The sequence below is a fragment of the Pseudomonas cremoris genome, from assembly GCF_014230465.1.
Genome location: NZ_JAAXCY010000001.1, coordinates 325,422 through 346,935 on the forward strand (window position 1 = coordinate 325,422; position 21,514 = coordinate 346,935).

The following is a 21,514-nucleotide window of genomic DNA, read 5'->3' on the forward strand; positions in this document are numbered from 1 at the left end:
TCAAATCACTCCCAGCAGCAACGCAGTCAGGGTCATCAACACCGACGCCGCAAACAGAAACGGAATGGTGAAGCGCTGGTGATCGGCCAATTCGACCTTGCACAGGCCCACCAACAGGAAGGTCGCAGGGGTCAGCGGGCTGACCGGGAATCCGGTGGTGTGCACGCCCAGTAATGAGGCCTGGGCCACTTGCAGCGGGTCGACGCCCAGGGCTTTGCCCACTTCGGCGATCACCGGCATCACGCCGAAATAGTAGGAATCGGGGTCAAACAACATGCTCAACGGCATGGAAATAAAGCCCACCACCGCCGGGATCAACTTACCGTGGCCCGCTGGAATCTGCGCCACCGCCACTTCGGCAATGGCCTTGAGCATGCCGGTGCCTTGCATGATCCCGGTGAACACCCCGGCGGCGAGCAGGATGCTGGCCATGGTCAGCGCGGTTTTTGCGTGGGCGTCAATACGGGCGCGCTGGGCGTCGACGTTCGGGTAGTTGATGCACAGCGCCACCACGGTGCCGAGCATGAACATCACCACCGGGTCGACCCAGCCGGCAATCATCACCACCATCACCAGCACGGTGAGGATCAGGTTGACCCAGAACAACCGTGGACGGCGCAGCTTGATGTCGTCGTCACTGAGCACGCGCTGCGGCATGGCATCGACCGTGGAGCCGGCGCCCAGGCCCAGGCGTTTTTCTTCGCGACGGCCCAGCCACCAGGCACAGGCGAACACGAAGATCAGGCCGACGATTTGTACCGGGATCAGGGGCTGGAACAGGTCCGCCACCGGCACATGCAGGGCTGCCGACGAGCGCAATACCGGGCCGGTCCACGGTAGGAAGTTGACCCCAGCGGCCATCGCACACACGCAGGCGAGGATGCGTTTGTCGATGCCCAGCCGCGTGTACAGCGGCAGCATCGCCGGCACCGTCACCAAAAATGTCACTGCGCCGGAACCGTCCAGGTGCACCAGCAGCGCCAGGGTCGCGGTGCCGACAACAATTCGTGTAGGGCGCGTCCCCACCGTTCGCAGGATACGATCAATGATGGGGTCGAGCATGCCAGCGTCGGTCATGATCCCGAAAAACAGAATCGCAAACACAAACATGCCCACCACAGGGGCAACGTTCTTGATACCGGTAATGATGAAGGCACTGGTTTGCAGGCCGAACCCGCCGAGCAGCGCGGCGATGATCGGCAAGGCGATCAGGGCCACCAGGGGCGAGAGACGTTTGCTCATGACGGCAGCGAGCAGGCACAGGATGGTGATGACACCCAGGGTTGCGAGCATGGGTTACTCCAGAGCGGCCTTTGTGGCCGGTTATTGTTTTCCCTGGAGTATTGGAAGCAGGGTAGTCTTTGTAAATTGGAATATTCGGCCTAGCACGTTCGGAAAAACAAAATGAAGAACAGCATCCAGCACATTCAGGCGTTTCTCGCGGTGGCCCGCACCGGCAGTTTCACCAAGGCGGCCAATGAACTGCATCTGTCGCCCTCGGCGCTGACGGTGCAGGTGCAACAACTGGAAGACTGGCTCGGCGTCGCCCTGCTCGACCGCAGTCCGCGCCACGTCAGTATTACCGCCGCCGGTCTGGATGCCCGTGGCCCCATGGAAAAACTGCTGCTGGACCTGGACAACATCGTCACCGGCTCCCGCGACCTCGCCGCGTTGCGCCGGGGCGTGGTAACCATCGCCGCCCTGCCCTCGGTATGTGCTGGCTCCCTGCCACCAGTGCTGCGCCTGTTTCGCGAGCACTTCGCCGGGATCGAAGTACGCCTGCATGACCTGGTGGCGCACCGCATTCACGCTCAAGTGCGTTCCGGCGACGTGGACTTCGGCATTGGCGTGCGCGCGCGGCTCAGCCATGGGCTGGACTTTGTGCCGGTGCTGAATGATCGCTTGTGTGCTTTTCTGCCATTGGATCATCCCCTCGTACGCCATCGTCAATTGACCCTGGAGCAACTGGCGGAGCAACCGATCATCCTGACCGGCCGTGACAGCAGTGTGCGTGAGCAGGTGGATGCGCTGTTCGATGAAACGCGATTGACGATGAATGCGGGAATGGAGGCCAACTACATGTCGACGGTGTTGGCGTTGGTGCGCCAGGGGCTGGGGATCAGTGTGTTGCCAGAGTCGGCGGCGGACAGCCTGGAGGGGTTGAAGCGGATTAACATCGATCACCCCGGCGTTAACCGGGAGATCGGGTTGATCAGTCGTAGCGGGATGGCCCTGAGCCCGGCGGCACAGCGCTGCTTCGATCTGCTCAGTGAAAAATTACCTGGCACAACATAGCGCTAAAGTTAGAGCAGGCTTGTGTGGGAGCCGGGCTTGCCCGCGATGGCATCACCTCGGTACAACTGACAGACCGAGTCGCCCGCATCGCAGGCAAGCCAGCTCCCACATGTTGACCGAGTGAATCAGTCCAGCATCGGCACATGCTTGGGATGGCTGGCCACCCGCGCCAACCACGCCTGCACCGCCGGGTACGGCGCCAGATCAAACCCACCCTCATGCGCCACATGCGTATAGGCATACAACGCAATATCGGCAATCGAATACTGCTCGCCCACCAGGTACGGCGTGGCCTGCAGCTGGCGTTCCATCACCTTCAGCGCTTTGTAGCCGCGCTTATGGCAGGTCTTGTATTCCTCCAGGCGGTCTTCGGGCATGTTCAGGTAAAACTGGATAAACCGCGCCACCGCAATGTACGGCTCATGGCTGTACTGCTCGAAGAACTGCCATTGCAGCGCCTGGGTGCGCAAACGCGGCTCGGAGGGCAGGAATTCGCTGCCATCGGCCAGGAAGTTAAGGATCGCGTTGGACTCCCACAGACAGGTGCCGTCTTCCAGCTCCAGCACCGGGATCTTGCCGTTGGGGTTCTTTGCCAGGAACTCGGCGGTCTGGGTGTCGCCGTTGAGGATATCCACGTCGATCCATTGATAGGGAATGCCCAGCAGGTTGAGCATCAATTTGACCTTGTAGCAGTTGCCCGACTTGTAATCGCCATAAACCTTGTACATGGGGCTCCCCTTATGCCGCTTGCGCGTGCTGTGCTTGACGGACCACCGTGGCCAGGCGCTTGAGACCTTCATCCAGGCGGGCCGGGTCGATATGGCTGAAATTGAGCCGCAATGAACCCAGGTGTTGGTCCGGCTCGGAAAAGAACGGTTCACCGGGCATGAACGCGACGTCCTGATCGAGCGATGGAGCCAACAAAGTGCGGGTGTCCAACGGCTGTTTCAAGGTCAGCCAGAAGAATAATCCGCCCTGGGGCACTTGCCAGTCGGCCAGGTCAGCGAAGTGACGCTCCAGCGCGGACTGGAAGGCATCGCGGCGTTCGCGGTAGAAGCTGCGCAATTCCTGCAGGTGTTGCTGGTATTTTTCCGTGCCGATCCACTGCATTGCCTGCCATTGGCCGACACGGTTGGTGTGCAAGTCGGCCGACTGCTTGAGCTTGAGCAAGTGCGGGAACAGATCCGGACTGGCGATCAAATAGCCGACGCGCAGCCCTGGCAGCAGGGTTTTGGACACAGTACCGGTGTAGATCCAGCTGGCCTTTTTCAGGCGCCCCGCGATGGGTTTGGCGCTGCCACCGTCGAAGGTCAATTCGCGGTAGGGTTCGTCTTCGATCAGCGTCACCCCGAACTCGTCCAGCAGTGCGGCGACGGCTTCGCGCTTGGCCTCGCTGTAGCGCACGGCCGAGGGGTTCTGGAAAGTCGGGATCAGGTAGATGAACGCCGGGCGATGGCGCTCCAGGCTGGCGCGCAGCGCGGCCAAGTCCGGGCCGTCGGCTTCCAACTGGACGGTGAGGCAGTCGGCACCGAACAGTTGGAAGATCTGCAACGCCGCCAGGTAGGTCGGGCCTTCCAGCAGGATTTGAGTGCCTTTGTCGATATACAGCTTGGCCGCCAGGTCCAGGGTTTGCTGAGAGCCACTGACCACCAGCACCTGGCTGGCCTGGCACGGCACGCCAAGCGCGCGGGCCTCGGCGGCGAGCAATTCGCGCAACTGCGGCTCCCCTTCACTCATGCCGTACTGGCCAATGTTCAGTGGCATGTCATCCCAGTTCAGCGCAGGCAGCATGGCTTCGGCCGGCAGGCCACCGGCGAACGACATCACTTCCGGGCGCTGGGCTGCCGCGAGGATTTCACGGATCAAGGAGCTTTTGAGGCGCGTAACACGTTCAGAGAAGGCCATAGGGTCACCGGTAGCGAAGACTGTAGGAAATACGTCAAACTGGTTGACCGAAATTACGACGACTTGCACGGATACGTCAATATGCTTGACCTTAAAAACCCAGCCGCTCAGCAAGAAGCCATGGAAGCGTTCTTCTTTGGTTACCAGGCGTTCACCGCCAAGGCTGACGAAATGCTTGAGCGCCGCGGCCTGAGCCGAGTGCACCAGCGCATCGTGTTTTTTATCGCGCGCTACCCTGCCTTGAGCGTGAAGGAGCTGCTGGAATTGCTCGGCGTGAGCAAACAAGCGCTGAACATGCCGCTGCGCCAATTACAGGAAATGTACTTGGTAAACAGCGTTGCGTCCGAGACCGACAAGCGCAAACGCCTGTTGGAATTGAGCGAGGAAGGCCTGCGTTTCGAACAGTCACTGCGCCGCGAACAAGTGAAGCTGCTGCAACGCGCGTTCAGCGAAGCGGGGGAAGAAGCGGTGACGGGATGGCTGGCCGTCAATCAGGCCCTGAGTGCAGCGAACTAGCCTTTCATCCAACTATTCGAAAACATTATTTGCTTTCTTTGTATACAAAAGCATAATTCGCCTCGTGCGAGTTCCTGACCTATTGGTCAACAAAACCCGCCAGTACCTCAAAGCGCTGTTGCCCACATTTGTGACCGGCGCTGGAAATAACAATAAAACTCTTGAGGAGTACTTGCTGTGGATAGCCGCAAATCTGAAGCCCCGACGCTGGACCTCTCCCCGCCCAGCAACAGCTGGCTGGAACGCCTGTTCAAACTGCGCTTGCATGGCACCACAGTGAAGACCGAGCTGATCGCCGGCCTCACCACCTTCATCACCATGGCCTACATCATCTTCGTCAACCCCAACATCATGGCCGACGCCGGCATCGATCACGGCGCGGCGTTTGTTGCCACCTGCATCGCCGCCGCACTGGGTTGCCTGTTGATGGGCCTGTACGCCAACTGGCCGGTGGGCCTGGCGCCGGGCATGGGGCTGAATGCGTTCTTCACCTACACGGTGGTCGGCACCATGGGCTACCACTGGGAAACCGCGCTGGGTGCGGTGTTCATTTCCGGTGTGCTGTTCATGGGCCTGACCCTGTCCCGTGTGCGTGAATGGCTGCTCAACAGCATCCCCGTGAGCCTGCGCCACGCGATGGGCGCGGGCGTCGGCCTGTTCCTCGGGGTGATCGGCTTGAAAACCGCCGGCATCATCGTCGACAGCCCGGCCACGCTGATCAAGCTCGGTTCACTGCACGAACCGGCACCCCTGCTGGCGGCGGTGTGCTTCTTGCTGATCGCCATCCTCAGCTACCACCGTGTATTCGGCGCGATCCTCATCAGCATCATCGCCGTGACCCTCGCGGGTTGGGGCCTGGACCTGGTGCACTACAACGGTATTCTCTCCACGCCACCGAGCCTGGCGCCGACCTGGATGGCTATGGATATCAAAGGTGTATTCAATGTCAGCATGATTAGCGTTGTTTTCGCGTTTCTTTTTGTACACATGTTCGACACCGCAGGTACACTGATGGGCGTCGCGCAGCGTGCGGGCCTAGTCAATGCCGATGGCAAGATCGATAACCTGTCCCGTGCATTGAAGGCTGACAGCGCTTCCAGCGTATTTGGCGCGATGGTCGGTGTGCCACCGGTCACGAGCTATGTTGAAAGTGCTGCTGGCGTGGCCGCTGGCGGCCGCACCGGGCTCACCGCCGTGACCGTGGGCATCCTGTTTGTGGCAGCGATGTTTTTCGCACCGCTGGCCGGCATGATCCCGGCGTATGCCACCGCCGGCGCGTTGATCTACGTGGCGATGCTAATGATGGCGAGCATGGCTCACATCAACTGGGATGAAGCCACCGACAGCATTCCGGCGATTGTCACCGCGATCATGATGCCGTTGACCTTCTCGGTCGCTGACGGGATCGCCCTGGGCTTTATCACTTACGTGGCGCTCAAGGCCGGTACCGGTAAGTACCGCGAGATTTCCGTCAGCCTGTGGGTGCTGTGCGCGATTTTTATCGCCAAATTCATATTTCTATAAAGGAGCAAAGGATGAACCTGGAAACCTGGCTACTGTTCAGCGGCGCGGCATTGGTGGTGATTCTGATCCCCGGGCCGCTGTCATTGTTGATGATCAGCAACAGCCTGAATTATGGCTTGCGCCGATCGTATCCAGCGTTTCTGGGTGGGGTATTTGCCTCGATCTGCCTGCTCAGCGCTTCGGCCCTCGGCTTGGGCGCCCTGCTGCTGGCTTCCGAGCAGCTATTCAGCGCCTTGAAAGTGGTTGGCGCGGCGTACCTGTTCTATCTCGCGTGGCAAAGCTGGCAGCAATCGCGGCAACCGGCCAATGGCGCCGAAGTCCCGCAAGTGGCAGCCACGCCTCGCTTTCGCGCCTTGTTTGGCCGCGCGTTTGTACTGGGTGCCAGCAACCCCAAGGACATCCTGTTTTTTGCCGCCTTCCTGCCGCAATTCCTCAACAGCCAGCAGGCGTTTCTGCCGCAGCTGCTGGTGATGATTGCTACTTGGACGGCTCTCGATTTGCTGTGCAAGCTGACCTACGGCTTGGGTGCCCACGGCGCTGCGCGCTATTTGCGCAGCGGCAAGGGGCAGAGTTGGTTCAACCGCATCAGTGCCGCACTGTTCAGTGGTGCGGGCATCGTCTCGCTGCTCAAGGCGCGGGTGTCAATTTAACGAAGTAAACGCTTGCCGAAACGCGCCCCTGGCTCGGCCATTGGATGCCGGCCAAAATCCGCACCACGCGTTGCTCACGCAGCGCGAGGTGGATCTCGTCCGACAATGCCATATTCATATAACGGGTGGATCGTGCAACGAACCAATTGTTCGTGAATCTGGCGCCTAATGTGACATGACCCTTTTCAAACCAGTGGTAAGACACGTAGTAGAGCTGGCTGGGGGAATTGGCATGTGTCGCGATGGCTTCATGGCTTATTTTACGGCCGCGTACTACGTCGAACTCCCGAACGGTGAATCCTTGCGCCTCCAGCACTCTCTTGACGGCTTTGCGCTGCACGATATCGCGTTGCGCCGCGAACCTTTTACCTTCGTGCTGGAGCCGTCTTTCCAATAAGAACGGCGGCACGAAGTCAACACGAGTGAAGCCCGGAGTTGCGCCTTCGTAACCGATGAATGTACTCGACCGCCCTCTTTCAATGGGTCGTAGCATCCTCAACAAATCGTCCGTCTGCCCCGATTTTGCGGGTGCTGGCGGTAACCAGTCGTCCAGCGCCGCGCGGACGTTGAGCATATGAGTAGCCGTCGCAACCCTGTTCGGATCTGCCAACTCAACCATTCTTGCGACTGTAAATTCGCGACTTTTCCCCGTCATGCCAGGAAACGCGTCTGCCACGTAACCTGTCAGCGGTTTGTCGAACAACGGTGCATGAAGTTGCCATCCATGCGATTGCGTGCGGGACGCCGCGAGGGGTTGTTCAAGGAGATCAGTGCTTGCCCAACGCTCGATATCAACGCGTGCCAATGAGACTGGGGGGGCATTCTTTGTAATAAACACAATACGGTTCAAAGGTGCTTGATTGCCCTGCGGCAGCAACCTATAAAAACCGCTTGAGGGGTCCGTCAAGCTCGCATACACGGGGGCTACCCGCAGGGCATTGTAGGAAAATCCTTGAGCGTCCAAAGGGACATGAAAGACCCCAGGCGCGGGGGAACTCAATTGCGAGCTGATCGGAATTTGCATACGCCAATCGAGCCAATGGAGGGCGGGCGTGGTGGACTGAAGGATCCTGTTCTCCGTAGCACTGCGCACGACGGGTGGCCACCAGTCCGGTGCCGGAGAGACCGGGGCGGTCCACGGGTTAAGCATGCTTGAACTCGTTCCCGCCACCGGTTGAGGCGCGTCCGCGCCGAGTAACCACTCCCTGGACTCGTTGATATTTAGGATCAGTTCGTCCTGCCCCGGCACCTGTTGGTTTTTCAAGCGAAACAACGACTCGTCCGCGCGTCGGTACACCGGATAGTGGTGGGTGTCATCCGTAACAAATAACTCGCCATTTTTGACGTAGACACCTTCCCGCCCCGGCCCCTTCAACGGCACAGCCCCCTCTGGCACCGATTTGACTTTATAGCGCTCCAGTACCGGAAGCAGCCTCACGGAGGGTGTCGGCCGGGGAGCACTGCTTGGCTCTAGACGCCAGCGACGCAACCGCCGCAAAGCCGGCGGAAAAGCCGAACGTACAGCGGCCCCAGCTCTCTTGGGGCCAGGAATGAAGGTCATGACCAGACCCACCAACAAAAATTTGATCGTATTGGCCAGCACGTCTTTATCTCGGGAATCGCCAGAGCGTTGATAACGTCGCGCCGCAACGTACACCTCATAGATGTCACTGAAGATCCCGATTATCGGAATAAAGGCACTTAATACCATCCGTGTTTTGACCACGCTTTCGTCGCGAAGACGGCGGATTCGATAGTCTTCCAGCGCCTTATTGGAGTAACTGGCCGCCTGTGTCTGGCGCTGCAACTTATGCACATGGCCTCTGTACAGCAAGGCCTGGGCATTGCAGTTGGAACTGGCGACGATCGCCAGCCAATCCTGAGGATCACTGGCAATCTGCTCGAACACCAGCTCTTCTGTCTCATCAAGCGACAGTGAAGGTTCCAGATGCTTTACGCGGAACGCGCGCGACAGCTGCCAAATCCCTTTCACCAAGGCGGTATTAGGGGCCACGTCAAAAATGTTGATCGTATTGGGGTCAAGCACAGCAGAGAGCGGTGCCTGGAAGGCCCAGCCAGGTGCGATCTGTCGTGCCAGCATCTTGGCGTTATCTGGCAATGCGCCTAGACGGTTCAACGCAACCCTCGCGTTTTCAAGGCCGCTGTACTCAGTGAGCACCAACGCGTAGGGAGCCTGGGGCCAATAGACCACACAAAGCTGCGAGCGCTTGTCGTGCATCACCACTATTCCTGTGACATAGCGATCATGCAGCATCGTATGCCCCACCAAATGAACTACGTGCAGCTGTAACTCATGGCTGTTTTTCAACAAGTCCTGCGGCGCTCTTGCGGCCATTGCAGTGCTGAACACGCTCTGCGCGTTCACCGACAACCCCTGTTGAACCGCTGAAAAAAGATGATACTCAGCGCCCGCGCGCAACACGCGATTCAGTAACTCGGGAATACGTCCTTCGCTGAGCGAGTGGTCGGGATTGGCCGGTGGATAAAACGTTTTTTTTATCAACGCATCGTATTGGCCACCGATATCCAGCGACGACATCATTTGCCGCAAGTGGCCAGTCGAAAGGCTGCCTGGCCAGGTCCAGCGCAAAGGGCAGGCACGGTCTAGTTTGTATTGCGTCCAAGGTGCCAACGGATCCAGATTTTGCAGCGCCAACTCCAACAGACTGAAGGCCCGGCACGAAGAGGACGGGGGCAATATTTTCTGTGGGTCTTTCAGGAGGCAAGCCTCTTCATGATCACAGTACGTGCCGTGGATATCACCTGACATCGCCATAAAGGGTTCGTCTATTTCTATCCCCAGAGAGATACCTTCCTGACACAAACGAGCGGTCAATGCCTGGCGCGCATAGGTATTCAAGTCCGGCAGATGTTGTTCTTCCCGGGCTATAAAGGCCCAGACGCTGCTCGCGTAACGCTTTTGCAAGCGCCTGAAGTGTTTACGCTGCGCATGCGTTGAGCCTGTTAACCACGCGGGCAGTTTTTTCGCGTCAAGCGCAGCCTTGCGCAGTAGCTCGATATTCGTCTGGGCGCGGCTAAGCGCACTATTTCCAGGAACCTGCAGTTGTTTTTCCAGCTCAGTCAGCAGCAGCGCACGGCTCAACTCGGCGTCCTTCACCTCACTGAAAATGCGCGTGATGTCATCGTTGCTTTTGTACAACCGATCATAAGACCCAAGGAGTTTCTTGATGGAGACCAAGGCAGGCTTGCCAGCGATGGGCACATAGCGCACCGCCAAGGTTTGATGCGCCGCCTGTGCGCGTAAGCCGTTGCGCTTATCACGCGCGACATTGCCCCACAACACGGAGTCGTCGCGGCTGGCGAGACTGGCCTTGACGCTTCGGGTGAGCGCGTCCAAACCGGCCAACGCGATCAACCCACCCTGCGCCCCGAAAACGTACAGCACCACCGGCAGTTGCCGCTGCGGGACCCGCACCGCCGCTGCGGTCGTCACCACCCAGATATTATGAAGTGGGTAAAAACCATCCGACTCGCTGCCGATGGCGATAGACAGCACCTGGGTTTGACTGTTTGGGCGCCGTGCGGGCAAAGGCTGCTCCAGCACTTCGATCATCAGGTCCCGATGCGCCGTACTCAGAAGCTTAAGCCTGTGTTGCACCTGCACCTCGCAACGCAAGGCCTCGGTTTGCGCGCGCATAAACGACACAACCCGCCTGGGTGTGCCCACCCCACCGTGGCGTTCGGACCAAAAATCAACGTCGAGCAACCGTTGCCGGGCACCCTGCGAAAATGTACTCAAGGTTTGGGCATGAACCTTGAGTTGGTTCACCCATGCGACGAACGCCTGATACGCAGGTGTCTCAGCGCCTGGATCATCCGGATCCAGCAACGCGGCCATGCCTTTTTCGTAACGCTCGAGTTGCTGTTCTACCGTGCGCAGGGCCAAGCCGGACGCGGAACTGGCAAAGATAATTTCTGCGTGGCGACGCTGGTGGTCCCATTTGAGCAACTCGTCACACACTTCACCAAGCCGCCCGCCACCGACCAATTGCTTCCTGTTGCCCTCCACGAACTTGAGAAAAGAGCCCGCATCAACGGGATGCGTGCGTTCCTGGGCAAATACCTGCTTGTGATAAATCGTCACAGCACACGCCAATTCGTTATCCCATTGCTGCCTCAACAGCTCATGCGCCTCCAGCGCCAACGCGTCGCCCTGAATCTCCAAGCCACGTAGAACGCTCGACGCGGCGGACAAGTCCGCAGGGCGGCATAACCCCTGGCGACGATTCAAAGGCAAGCATTGCCACAGCTCGTCAAAGCGTGTCTTGCTCAGTTCCAACACACCGCACTGAAGGGCGACGAAGGAAGGGTATTCATGGAAATTACGGGCCACACCAGGCAGGTAAATGATATGGGGCAGACCGCTGGGATCACCCTGACGATAGAGATGCAAAGCGCCTGGAATCGCAATCGAAGGCGTACCTGGCCACAGTATGCTGCCCACTCGAACATGCGCCCAATCACCCCCTGCGCACCGGCGCGCCTCAGCGCTCGGGGCATCGATCACGGCCTGAACCAACTCCATTCCGGTACGCGACAATTCATCCAACTGCCGTGCGATCAAGGCGCGGTCGGCGAACAGTTCCTTGTGCAAGCCTACCCAGGACTCTCGACGCGTCAGCCAGGAGCCGTATGCCAGGCTGTCCCAATATTGATTAGCCGCGTGGGCCAATCGCTCAAGGAGGTTCAGCGCACTCACCCGTTGCAGTGCTTCCAGCGGTGTGACCATCAATCGATAGCCTGGTTTTCCTTTGATGCTCAGAGTGGTTGACGCGCTAACACTGGCATCAACCCGGTGCTGGAAGAGCAGCAAAAATGCCCGATCTGTCAGGCTATCGACTTTCTCGGGCTCACCGTCCTGCGCGGGTACGGTAAACAGCACATTGTCCGGCTCCTCATTGAACGCCTTGTACAGCTCAGCGCGGATCACCTTCAAGACTTTGGGCGAGCGCCCTATCAGCTTTGTCAGCGTCTGCGCCGATTCGCGGCAGCGCATGTCGGCAAGGCAAACCTGATTGATCAGGCGACTGGGATGAGTGCAGGAGTTGATCCGCCACTTCAACTGCTCACGAATCGCCCGTGACCTGGCTTCGGCGGCCACTTCAGCGTCGTTGAAGTCGTCAACATCGTCGGTGTCGGACGCGAGAGAAACGAAGGGCGTTTCGATGGTCGAGGTCATGGTTTTTTCTTCTCGTTGAAAAAACCAGCCTAGGTAACGCAGATGTTCAAGGGTTGTTAGATAGTTGACGCAAACGAAAAAAAGCCCGCAGTGTGGGCGGGCGAAAAACCAACGAAGAGCTTTGGGGGTGTGAAGCGAGGTGACGCTAGCTACCGCGATAGGTGGAGTAGCTGTAAGGCGAAATCAGTAGCGGGACATGGTAGTGATCCTGCTCGGCACTGATGCCGAAGCGCAGCACGACCACGTCAAGGAACGCGGGCTCCGGCAGTTGCACACCACGAGCGCGGTAGTAGTCCCCGGCGCTGAACTGCAGTTGGTACACGCCGCTGCGGTAGTCGTCGCCTTGCAGAAGCGGTGTATCGCAGCGGCCATCGCTGTTGGTGATAGCCGTGGCGACCAGCTCAAGCTGCGCGCCCTCGACGCGGTACAGCTCAACTTTGATCGCGCTGCCTGGACAGCCGTGCGCGGCGTCCAAAACGTGTGTGGTCAAACGTCCCATGGCGTCTACGCGCCTCCCGAAGTCAGTAGAAAAGAGATCCGCACCTTTTCAGGGCAATGAAAAAGCCGGCGATGACTGATTAAGACACTTTTTAAAAAAATTGTACACAATAAAAATCACAAACCTTTGCATCACCCCGTCCTCATTGCTTCAACAAGTAATTGGCGAGTAATCCTTGCTTTTAAACGACCTTTTATCCATTTACTGACCAACCAGGCAAGTTTCTTGCTACACCCTTCACAGGGAGCCCTGCAGAAAAAATGCGGAAATGTAGGCTTACAAAGTCGACGATAAGTTGTATACAATCACTCATCGCTGTGACGCCACCCAGTCATTTCACTGCCCGGCCGCCACATGAATGATCACGAACAAGAAGGAAGACTGCAGTGAGCGCTGACTACCCACGCGACCTGATCGGTTACGGCAGTAACCCTCCTCACCCCCACTGGCGGGGCAAGGCGCGCATTGCGCTGTCTTTCGTACTCAACTACGAAGAAGGCGGTGAGCGCAATATTTTGCACGGCGACAAAGAGTCCGAAGCCTTCCTCTCGGAAATGGTCTCGGCCCAGCCGCTGCAGGGCGCGCGCAACATGAGCATGGAGTCGCTGTACGAATACGGCAGCCGTGCCGGCGTGTGGCGCATCCTCAAGCTGTTTAAAGAATTCGATATTCCGCTGACTATCTTTGCCGTGGCCATGGCTGCCCAGCGTCACCCGGATGTGATCCGCGCCATGGTCGAGGCCGGCCACGAGATCTGCAGCCACGGCTATCGCTGGATCGACTACCAATACATGGACGAGGCCCAGGAACGCGAGCATATGCTCGAAGCGATCCGCATCCTCACCGAACTGACCGGCGAACGCCCACTGGGCTGGTACACCGGGCGCACCGGCCCCAATACACGGCGGCTGGTGATGGAGGAAGGCGGCTTTCTCTACGACTGCGACACCTACGACGACGACCTGCCCTACTGGGAGCCCAACAACCCCACCGGCAAGCCGCACTTGGTGATCCCCTACACCCTGGACACCAACGACATGCGCTTCACCCAGGTGCAGGGCTTCAACAAGGGCGATGACTTCTTCGAATACCTCAAAGACGCGTTCGACGTGCTCTACGCCGAAGGCGCCGAGGCGCCGAAAATGCTTTCCATCGGCCTGCATTGCCGCCTGATCGGCCGCCCGGCACGCCTGGCCTCCTTGAAGCGGTTCATCGAGTACGTCAAAGGTCACGATCACGTGTGGTTCACTCGCCGTGTCGACATTGCCCGTCACTGGCACGAAACCCACCCCTTCAAGGGAGCGGCGAAATGACTGCGTTCCAAACCCTGAAACCTTCGACATTGAGCCGCGACGCATTCGTCCAGGCCTTCGCCGACATCTACGAACATTCGCCATGGGTGGCCGAAAAGGCCTTCGACCTGGGCCAGGACGCTTCGATCGATGAGATCGAAACCCTGCACCAGCGCATGAGCGACATCCTGTTGAGCGCCGATCATGCCAGCCAGTTGGCCCTGATCAACGCTCACCCGGACCTGGCCGGCAAAGCTGCCGTCCAGGGCCAACTCACCCAAGCCAGCACCGATGAGCAAGCTGGCGCGGGGATTCACCAATGCACGGCCGAAGAGTTTTCTCGCTTCACCGAGCTGAACGATGCCTACAAGGCCAAGTTCAAGTTTCCCTTCATCATGGCGGTAAAAGGCAGCAACCGGCATCAGATCCTGGCCGCGTTCGAAACGCGCATTCACAACTCGGTTGAGGCCGAGTTCAAATGCGCACTGGCCGAGATCAACAAGATCGCGTTGTTCCGTTTACTGACCCTTTAAAGCAACCCTGACCCGAGCGCTCATGACGCCCAGGGCCTGGCGAGCATCCCAAGCCACTCAATTCAAGGCAGACAAGAAGAATGAAAGCTTACGCCGTACCTTTCGAGAAGTTCGTCAACCTGGCCGACGCCCGTCTGGGCACCAAGATCCTTTCGGTGACCGATGACTGGTTCGCTGACGCCAACCGCCTGTTCCAGCCGACCCCGGCCGTGTGGAAGGAGGGCGTTTTCGATGACAACGGCAAGTGGATGGACGGCTGGGAGTCGCGCCGCAAACGCTTCGAAGGCTACGACAGCGCAGTGATCCGCCTGGGCGTGCCTGGCTCGATCAAAGGCGTGGACATCGACACTTCATTCTTCACCGGCAACTTCCCGCCGTCGGCCTCCCTGGAGGCCTGCTTCCTGGCCTCGGGTGACCCTGATGAAAACACCCAGTGGGTGGAAGTGCTGTCGGCCGTCGAGCTGCAAGGCAACAGCCACCACTACCACGAGATCAACAACGACAAGGCGTTCAGCCACCTGCGTTTCAACATCTACCCGGATGGCGGCGTGGCGCGTCTGCGCGTATACGGCGTACCGTTCCGCGACTGGTCCTCGGTGGGCGACAACGAACAGGTAGACCTGGCTGCTGCCCTGAACGGCGGTCGTGCGCTGGCTTGCTCTGACGAGCACTTTGGCCGCATGAGCAACATCCTCAACCCAGGCCGAGGCATCAACATGGGCGACGGCTGGGAAACCGCGCGTCGTCGTACACCGGGCAATGACTGGGTGATCGTCGCACTGGGCCACCCGGGCGAGATCGAGAAAGTCATCGTCGACACCCTGCACTTCAAGGGCAACTACCCGGACACTTGCTCGATCCAGGGCGCGTTCGTGAAGGGCGGCACCGACAGCCAGATCGAAACCCAATCGCTGTTCTGGCGCGAACTGCTGCCGGCGCAGAAGCTGGAAATGCACGCTGAGCACACCTTCGCCGAACAGATCAAGGCGCTGGGCCCGATTACCCACATCCGTCTGAATGTATTCCCGGATGGTGGTGTGAGCCGCCTGCGTGTTCTGGGCAAAGTCGCTAAATAAGCGGTGAACCTATTCGCGAGCAAGCCCGCTCCCACAGGGGAATGCATTCCAAATGTGGGAGCGGGCTTGCTCGCGAAGGCGTCAGAACTAACAACACAACATTCGGATAAGAGACAGCCATGCGCACACTAGTGATCGAACCCCTGACCAAAGAAGCCTTCGCCCCTTTCGGAGACGTTATCGAAACCGACGGCAGCGATCACTTCATGATCAACAACGGGTCGACCATGCGCTTTCACAAACTGGCCACGGTCGAAACCGCTAAGCCGGAAGACCACGCCATCATCAGCATCTTCCGCGCCGACGCGCAGGACATGCCGCTGACCGTGTGCATGCTGGAACGACACCCGCTGGGCAGCCAGGCGTTCATACCGCTGCTCGGCAACCCCTTTCTGATCGTGGTCGCGCCAGTTGGCGATGAACCTGTATCGGGCTTGGTCCGCGCCTTCGTTACCAACGGCAGGCAGGGCATTAATTACCATCGCGGCGTTTGGCACCATCCGGTGCTGACGATCGAAAAGCGGGATGACTTCCTGGTGGTTGATCGCAGTGGCACAGGCAATAACTGCGATGAGCATTTTTTCAAAGAGGATGAGCGGTTGATCCTCGCCCCCCACCAATAAGAGAAGGTCTGATCACCCGACAACAAGGGTGACAGGCGAGAGGTAAAGACTGTGGAAGCACATTTGATGGAATGGCTGAACCTTAGCGTGCGCTGGGTTCACATGATCACGGGCGTCGCGTGGATCGGCGCTTCTTTCTACTTCGTCTGGCTGGAAAACAACCTGAATCGCGTCAACCCCAAGAGCGGCCTGGCCGGTGACTTGTGGGCGATCCACGGTGGCGGTATCTACCACCTGGAAAAATACAAACTGGCCCCGCCGACCATGCCGGACAACTTGCACTGGTTCAAATGGGAAGCCTACTTCACCTGGATGTCGGGCATTGCGCTGCTGTGCGTGGTGTTCTACTGGAACCCGACGCTGTACCTGCTCGCCCCCGGCAGCACGCTCAGCGGCACCGAAGGCGTCTTGCTGGGCATCGGCTCACTGTTCGCCGGCTGGTTCATCTACTCCTTCCTCTGCGACTCGGCCCTGGGCAAACGCCCTGCCCTGCTGGGTTTCATCCTGTTCGTGCTGTTGATTGCCGCAGCTTATGGCTTCAGCAAAGTGTTCAGTGGCCGTGGCGCCTACCTGCATGTGGGTGCGGTAATCGGCACCATCATGGTGGGTAACGTGTTCCGCATCATCATGCCGGCGCAACGTGCGCTGGTAGCGGCGATTGCCGAGAACCGCACGCCGGACCCCGCGCTGCCGGCCAAGGGCTTGCTGCGTTCGCGTCACAACAACTACTTCACCTTGCCCGTGCTGTTCATCATGATCAGCAACCACTTCCCGAGTACCTATGGCAGCCAATACAACTGGCTGATCCTGGCCGGTATCGCGGTGGCGGCAGTGTTGGTGCGTCACTACTTCAACACCCGGCATAACAGCCAGAAGTATGCGTGGACACTGCCGGTCGGCGCGTTGGCAATGATCAGCCTGGCGTACGTGACCGGTCCCAAGCCCGTTGCCGAAGTGGCCAAGGCCCCAGCGGCCATCGAGTACCAACCGCTGCCGGAAACGGCGTTGGGTGGCGGCTTGAAACCCGCCGCACCGGCGGCGCCCGCTGCACCGGCAGCTGAACCTGCACCGGCCCAGGCCACGATTGATTTCGACAAAGTACACGGGGTGATCCAGGAACGTTGCGCCGTCTGCCATTCGGCCAAGCCCACCAGCCCGCTGTTCAGCACCGCACCGGCTGGGGTGATGTTCGATACCCCGACGCAGATCCAGCAGCAGGCAGCGCGTATTCAGGCGCAAGCCGTGGCCAGCCAGATCATGCCACTGGGCAACATCACCCAAATGACCCAGCAGGAGCGGGATTTGATTGGCACCTGGATCAATCAAGGAGCCCGCACTAATTAACTGATCCACGTAGATCCAATGTGGGAGCGGGCTTGCTCGCGAATGCGGTGTGTCATTCAACACTTCAGGTGACTGACCCACCGCGTTCGCGAGCAAGCCCGCTCCCACAGGGGATTTGCCGTGTTTTGAAGATTGCGTTCCACCCGGCAATTGAATGCCGAACAACACAAAAATAAAAAAGATCCGAGGTGTTGCATGACCGAGTTAGCCGAACCGCAGATTCCTGCCGCACCCGCCATGGTGCGGCTGCCCCTCTTGCAACTGATTCTGGTAGGCCTGCAACACGTCTTGCTGATGTACGGCGGCGCTGTCGCCGTGCCCCTGATCATTGGCCAGGCCGCCGGCCTTAGCCGTGAAGAAATCGCGTTCCTGATCAACGCCGACCTGCTGGTGGCCGGTATTGCCACCATGGTGCAGTCGTTCGGCATCGGCCCGGTGGGCATTCGCATGCCGGTGATGATGGGCGCCAGTTTCGCCGCCGTCGGCAGCATGGTCGCCATGGCGGGCATGCCCGGTATAGGTTTGCAGGGGATCTTCGGCGCGACGATCGCCGCCGGGTTCTTCGGCATGGTCATCGCGCCGTTCATGTCCAAAGTCGTACGCTTCTTTCCGCCGCTGGTGACGGGCACTGTGATCACCGCCATCGGTTTGTCGCTGTTTCCAGTGGCCGTAAACTGGGCCGGCGGTGGCAGCGCAGCCGCCACCTTCGGCTCGCCGGTCTACCTGGCGATTGCCGCATTGGTCCTGGGCACTATCCTGTTGATCAACCGCTTCATGCGTGGCTTCTGGGTGAACATCTCGGTGCTGATCGGCATGGGCCTGGGCTACGTGCTGTGCGGCATGCTGGGCATGGTCGACCTTAGCGGTTTGGCGCAGGCGCCGTGGGTGCAGGTGGTCACGCCGTTGCACTTCGGCATGCCCAAGTTCGAGTTGGCGCCGATCCTGTCGATGTGCCTGGTGGTGGTGATCATCTTTGTCGAATCCACCGGGATGTTCCTCGCGCTGGGCAAGATCACCGGCCAGGACGTCACGCCGAAGATGCTGCGCCGTGGCTTGCTGTGTGATGCCGGCGCTTCGTTCTTTGCCGGGTTCTTCAACACCTTTACCCACTCCTCCTTCGCCCAGAACATCGGCCTGGTGCAGATGACCGGCGTGCGTTGCCGTTCGGTGACGATCATGGCCGGGGCCTTTTTGATTGTGCTCAGCCTGCTGCCGAAAGCGGCATTCCTGGTGGCGTCGATTCCGCCTGCGGTATTGGGTGGTGCGGCAATCGCCATGTTCGGCATGGTGGCGGCTACCGGGATCAAGATCCTGCAGGAAGCCGACATTGCCGACCGCCGCAACCAGTTGCTGGTGGCGGTGAGTATCGGCATGGGCCTGATCCCGGTGGTGCGTCCGGAGTTCTTCGCCCAGTTGCCGTTGTGGATGAGCCCGATTACCCATAGCGGCATCGCCATGGCCACGCTCAGCGCGTTGTCGCTGAATATCCTGTTCAACATTCTCGGTGGCTCTGAACGACCTGCCGTCGCCCATACGCATTGATTCCTTCGTTCAAATAAAAACAATAACGAAACCGGGAATATCCACATGCACAGCATTCACCTGGGGCCGGCCACACGCCGTGCCCCATTCTTGCCCCACGCGCTCTGTTACAGCGCACTTGAGCCAAGGCTTTGGAGCCAGTATTCTCCGCGCCCGCTCGAATCGACTCAAAAAAAAACAGCAAATGTAAAAGCTGACTGCAAGGCCAACTTATCCCGGCCTCATGTCTGCAGCCAACGTGCGCAAAAGTCCTCTGAATTCGACTGCATTTCATGCAGCCGACGGGGATTTTTTGGCTTTTTAAACACCTTGGCGCAGCTCTTGCTACAAGCACTAAAGCTGACCGAATAGACGATTTTTGCAGCGATCCAAAAGGCGCCACACCAGAGCGCCTGCGTAGAAGAAAAACCATAAAACTTTAACTCGGGAGCAACCGAATGAAACCTATGTTCAAAGGCCTGATGCTGGCGGGATCCCTGCTGGCCGGTGGCCAAGCCGTGGCCGGTGACCTGTTGCAGTGGCAGAACAACAGCCTGACCTATCTGTGGGGCAAGAGCTTTACCGTCAACCCGCAGATCCAGCAAACCGTTACGTTCGAACATGCCGACGCATGGAAGTACGGCGACAACTTCTTGTTTGTCGACCGCATCTTTTACAACGGCAAGGAAGACGGCAACGTCGGCCCAAGTACTTACTACGGCGAGTTCAGCCCACGCCTGTCATTCGGCAAGATCTTTGACAAGGACCTGTCCTTCGGCCCGATCAAAGACGTATTGCTGGCCTTCACTTACGAGTTCGGCGAAGGCGATAACGAGTCGTACCTGCTGGGCCCTGGCTTTGACTTGAACATCCCGGGTTTCGACTACTTCCAGTTGAACTTCTACCAGCGCCAAACCGAGGGCAATCGCCCGGGTGATGGCGTGTGGCAAATCACGCCGGTGTGGTCGTACACCCTGCCAGTGGGCAACTCCAACATCCTGATCGACGGCTTCATGGACTGGGTGACGGACAACGACAAGAACGCCCGTGGCACTTACCACGCCAACCTGCACTTCAACCCACAGGTCAAATATGACCTGGGCAAGGCGTTGCATTGGGGCGAGAAGCAACTGTACGTCGGCTTTGAATACGACTACTGGAAGAACAAGTACGGGATCGAAGATTCAGGCGCGTTCAAGACCAACCAGGACACGGCGAGCTTCCTGGTCAAGTACCACTTCTGATTAAACACCGCCGGACTAATGTGGGAGCGGGCTTGCTCGCGAATGCAATAGATCAGTCACCCAATGTGCTGACTGACACACCGCATTCGCGAGCAAGCCCGCTCCCACAGTTAGATCGGGGACAATCCCAAAAATCGCGTGATCTGATCACGCTTGGCCAACGCGTCCCGCCGCCCCAGCTCGATCAACTCGCTGCAGTAACCCGCCTCGAACAGCAAGTAACTCAACACCCCCGCTCCGCTCGTCTTGGTCGCCCCCGGCCCCCGCAGAAACAGACGCAACGCCGCCGGCAATTCCTGGCGATGTCGCGCCGCGATTTCGTCGATAGGCTGGCTGGGTGCAATGACCAGCACTTCCACCGGTGCCAGCCCCTGGGCGGTGCTGTCGGCAGGCCGGAAATGGCTGAACTGGTTGAGCCGCTCCAGCAGTTCGATATCGCTTTCCAGGCTGTCGATGAACGTACTGTTGAGCATGTGCCCACCGATCTGCGCCAGGGTCGGCTCCTGGCCGGTGAAGGTTCGCTGCACGGCTGGCTCATTGCCACGCGGGTTGCCGCTGACGCCCACCACCAACACACGGCTGGCCCCCAGGTGCAGCGCCGGGCTGATGGGGGCCGACTGGCGTACAGCGCCGTCGCCGAAATACTCATGGTCAAGTTTGACTGGGGCGAACAGCAAGGGGATCGCCGAACTGGCCAGCAGGTGTTCAACGCTGAGCTGAGTGGGCACACCGATACGCCGATGGCGCAACCACGCGTCGATGGTGCGCCCGCCTTGATAAAAGGTCACCGCTTGCCCGGACTCATAACCGAAGGCTGTCACGGCCACCGCATGCAGGTGCTTTTTGCGGATGGCTTCGTCGATACCGTGCAGGTGCAGTTTGTCGTTGAGCAAATCGCGCAACGGCGCGCTATTGAGCAGTGCCACCGGCACCTGCGCGCCCAAGCCGAGCAAACTGTGGAAAAAAAACCGGCTCGCCTGGCGAATCACCCCCGGCCAGTCACTGCGCAGCACCAGATGGCTGCGAAAGCCTTGCCAGAACGCGGTAAGTCGTTGGATCGCGGCGGTGAAATCCATGGCCCCGCTGGCCAGGCTCACCGCATTGATCGCACCGGCCGACGTACCGACGATCACCGGGAACGGATTCGGTGCCCCTGGCGGCAGCAACTCGGCAATCGCCGCCAACACCCCCACTTGATACGCCGCTCGCGCCCCGCCGCCGGAAAGAATCAAGCCTGTAACCGGTTCAGCTGGGCGCATCGCATCACTCCA

17 protein-coding genes are annotated in these 21,514 nt (G+C 59.1%); 11 read left to right on the forward strand and 6 right to left on the reverse strand.

Annotated features, from left to right (window positions below; translation table 11 throughout):
* Nucleotides 1-1,293, reverse strand: a complete 1,293-nt coding sequence (locus tag HF257_RS01540) for a CitMHS family transporter (protein WP_185703783.1) — start codon at nucleotides 1,291-1,293, stop codon at nucleotides 1-3.
* A gap of 111 nt (nucleotides 1,294-1,404) precedes the next feature.
* On the opposite strand from HF257_RS01540, the gene HF257_RS01545 reads away from it, so the two are divergent.
* Nucleotides 1,405-2,295 (forward strand): LysR family transcriptional regulator, encoded by an 891-nt coding sequence (locus tag HF257_RS01545; RefSeq protein ID WP_185703781.1) that lies wholly within the window; start codon nucleotides 1,405-1,407, stop codon nucleotides 2,293-2,295.
* A gap of 125 nt (nucleotides 2,296-2,420) precedes the next feature.
* Here the strand turns inward: HF257_RS01545 and HF257_RS01550 are convergent, their stop codons facing one another.
* Together HF257_RS01550 and HF257_RS01555 are read right to left on the reverse strand one after the other, a co-directional pair.
* Nucleotides 2,421-3,023 carry a glutathione S-transferase family protein gene (locus HF257_RS01550; protein ID WP_185703779.1) on the reverse strand — a complete coding sequence of 201 codons (603 nt, stop codon included), beginning with the start codon at nucleotides 3,021-3,023 and terminating at the stop codon, nucleotides 2,421-2,423.
* A gap of 10 nt (nucleotides 3,024-3,033) precedes the next feature.
* Nucleotides 3,034-4,200, reverse strand: coding sequence for an aminotransferase-like domain-containing protein (locus HF257_RS01555; protein WP_185704362.1), 1,167 nt, complete (start codon nucleotides 4,198-4,200; stop codon nucleotides 3,034-3,036).
* 81 nt (nucleotides 4,201-4,281) lie between these two features.
* Between HF257_RS01555 and HF257_RS01560 the strand changes: the two genes are divergently transcribed.
* From HF257_RS01560 to HF257_RS01570, 3 genes are all read left to right on the forward strand, one after another.
* Nucleotides 4,282-4,716, forward strand: a complete 435-nt coding sequence (locus HF257_RS01560; RefSeq protein ID WP_185703777.1) for a MarR family winged helix-turn-helix transcriptional regulator — start codon at nucleotides 4,282-4,284, stop codon at nucleotides 4,714-4,716.
* Between the two features lie 177 nt (nucleotides 4,717-4,893).
* Nucleotides 4,894-6,240: an NCS2 family permease gene (locus HF257_RS01565; RefSeq protein ID WP_185703775.1), complete on the forward strand. Its 1,347-nt coding sequence runs from the start codon at nucleotides 4,894-4,896 to the stop codon at nucleotides 6,238-6,240.
* 11 nt (nucleotides 6,241-6,251) lie between these two features.
* Nucleotides 6,252-6,890 (forward strand): LysE family translocator, encoded by a 639-nt coding sequence (locus HF257_RS01570; protein ID WP_185703773.1) that lies wholly within the window; start codon nucleotides 6,252-6,254, stop codon nucleotides 6,888-6,890.
* On the opposite strand, the gene HF257_RS01575 is transcribed toward HF257_RS01570, so the two are convergent.
* Together HF257_RS01575 and uraH are read right to left on the reverse strand one after the other, a co-directional pair.
* Complete coding sequence (locus HF257_RS01575; RefSeq protein WP_185703771.1) at nucleotides 6,868-12,111, reverse strand: dermonecrotic toxin domain-containing protein; 5,244 nt, start codon at nucleotides 12,109-12,111, stop codon at nucleotides 6,868-6,870. The genes HF257_RS01570 and HF257_RS01575 overlap by 23 nt on opposite strands.
* 145 nt (nucleotides 12,112-12,256) lie before the next feature.
* Nucleotides 12,257-12,610: a hydroxyisourate hydrolase gene (gene uraH, locus HF257_RS01580; protein ID WP_185703769.1), complete on the reverse strand. Its 354-nt coding sequence runs from the start codon at nucleotides 12,608-12,610 to the stop codon at nucleotides 12,257-12,259.
* Between the two features lie 386 nt (nucleotides 12,611-12,996).
* Here uraH and puuE point away from each other — a divergent pair, with 386 nt between their 5' ends.
* From puuE to HF257_RS01615, 7 genes are all read left to right on the forward strand, one after another.
* Entirely contained in the window at nucleotides 12,997-13,923 is a 927-nt protein-coding gene (puuE, locus tag HF257_RS01585; RefSeq protein WP_185703767.1) for an allantoinase PuuE, read from the forward strand.
* Nucleotides 13,920-14,435, forward strand: coding sequence for a 2-oxo-4-hydroxy-4-carboxy-5-ureidoimidazoline decarboxylase (gene uraD / locus HF257_RS01590; RefSeq protein WP_185703765.1), 516 nt, complete (start codon nucleotides 13,920-13,922; stop codon nucleotides 14,433-14,435). The genes puuE and uraD overlap by 4 nt, the downstream gene beginning before the upstream one ends.
* Nucleotides 14,436-14,515: 80 nt before the next feature.
* Nucleotides 14,516-15,511: an allantoicase gene (gene alc, locus HF257_RS01595; protein ID WP_185703763.1), complete on the forward strand. Its 996-nt coding sequence runs from the start codon at nucleotides 14,516-14,518 to the stop codon at nucleotides 15,509-15,511.
* 119 nt (nucleotides 15,512-15,630) lie between these two features.
* Nucleotides 15,631-16,134, forward strand: a complete 504-nt coding sequence (locus tag HF257_RS01600; RefSeq protein WP_185703761.1) for an ureidoglycolate lyase — start codon at nucleotides 15,631-15,633, stop codon at nucleotides 16,132-16,134.
* Nucleotides 16,135-16,185: 51 nt separating this feature from the next.
* Nucleotides 16,186-17,478, forward strand: coding sequence for a urate hydroxylase PuuD (locus HF257_RS01605; protein WP_185703759.1), 1,293 nt, complete (start codon nucleotides 16,186-16,188; stop codon nucleotides 17,476-17,478).
* 195 nt (nucleotides 17,479-17,673) lie between these two features.
* Nucleotides 17,674-19,020 carry a nucleobase:cation symporter-2 family protein gene (locus HF257_RS01610; protein ID WP_185703757.1) on the forward strand — a complete coding sequence of 449 codons (1,347 nt, stop codon included), beginning with the start codon at nucleotides 17,674-17,676 and terminating at the stop codon, nucleotides 19,018-19,020.
* A gap of 437 nt (nucleotides 19,021-19,457) precedes the next feature.
* Entirely contained in the window at nucleotides 19,458-20,243 is a 786-nt protein-coding gene (locus HF257_RS01615) for an outer membrane protein OmpK (RefSeq protein WP_185703755.1), read from the forward strand.
* 110 nt (nucleotides 20,244-20,353) lie between these two features.
* On the opposite strand, the gene HF257_RS01620 is transcribed toward HF257_RS01615, so the two are convergent.
* Nucleotides 20,354-21,502, reverse strand: coding sequence for a patatin-like phospholipase family protein (locus tag HF257_RS01620; protein WP_185703753.1), 1,149 nt, complete (start codon nucleotides 21,500-21,502; stop codon nucleotides 20,354-20,356).
* Nucleotides 21,503-21,514: the final 12 nt, after the last annotated feature.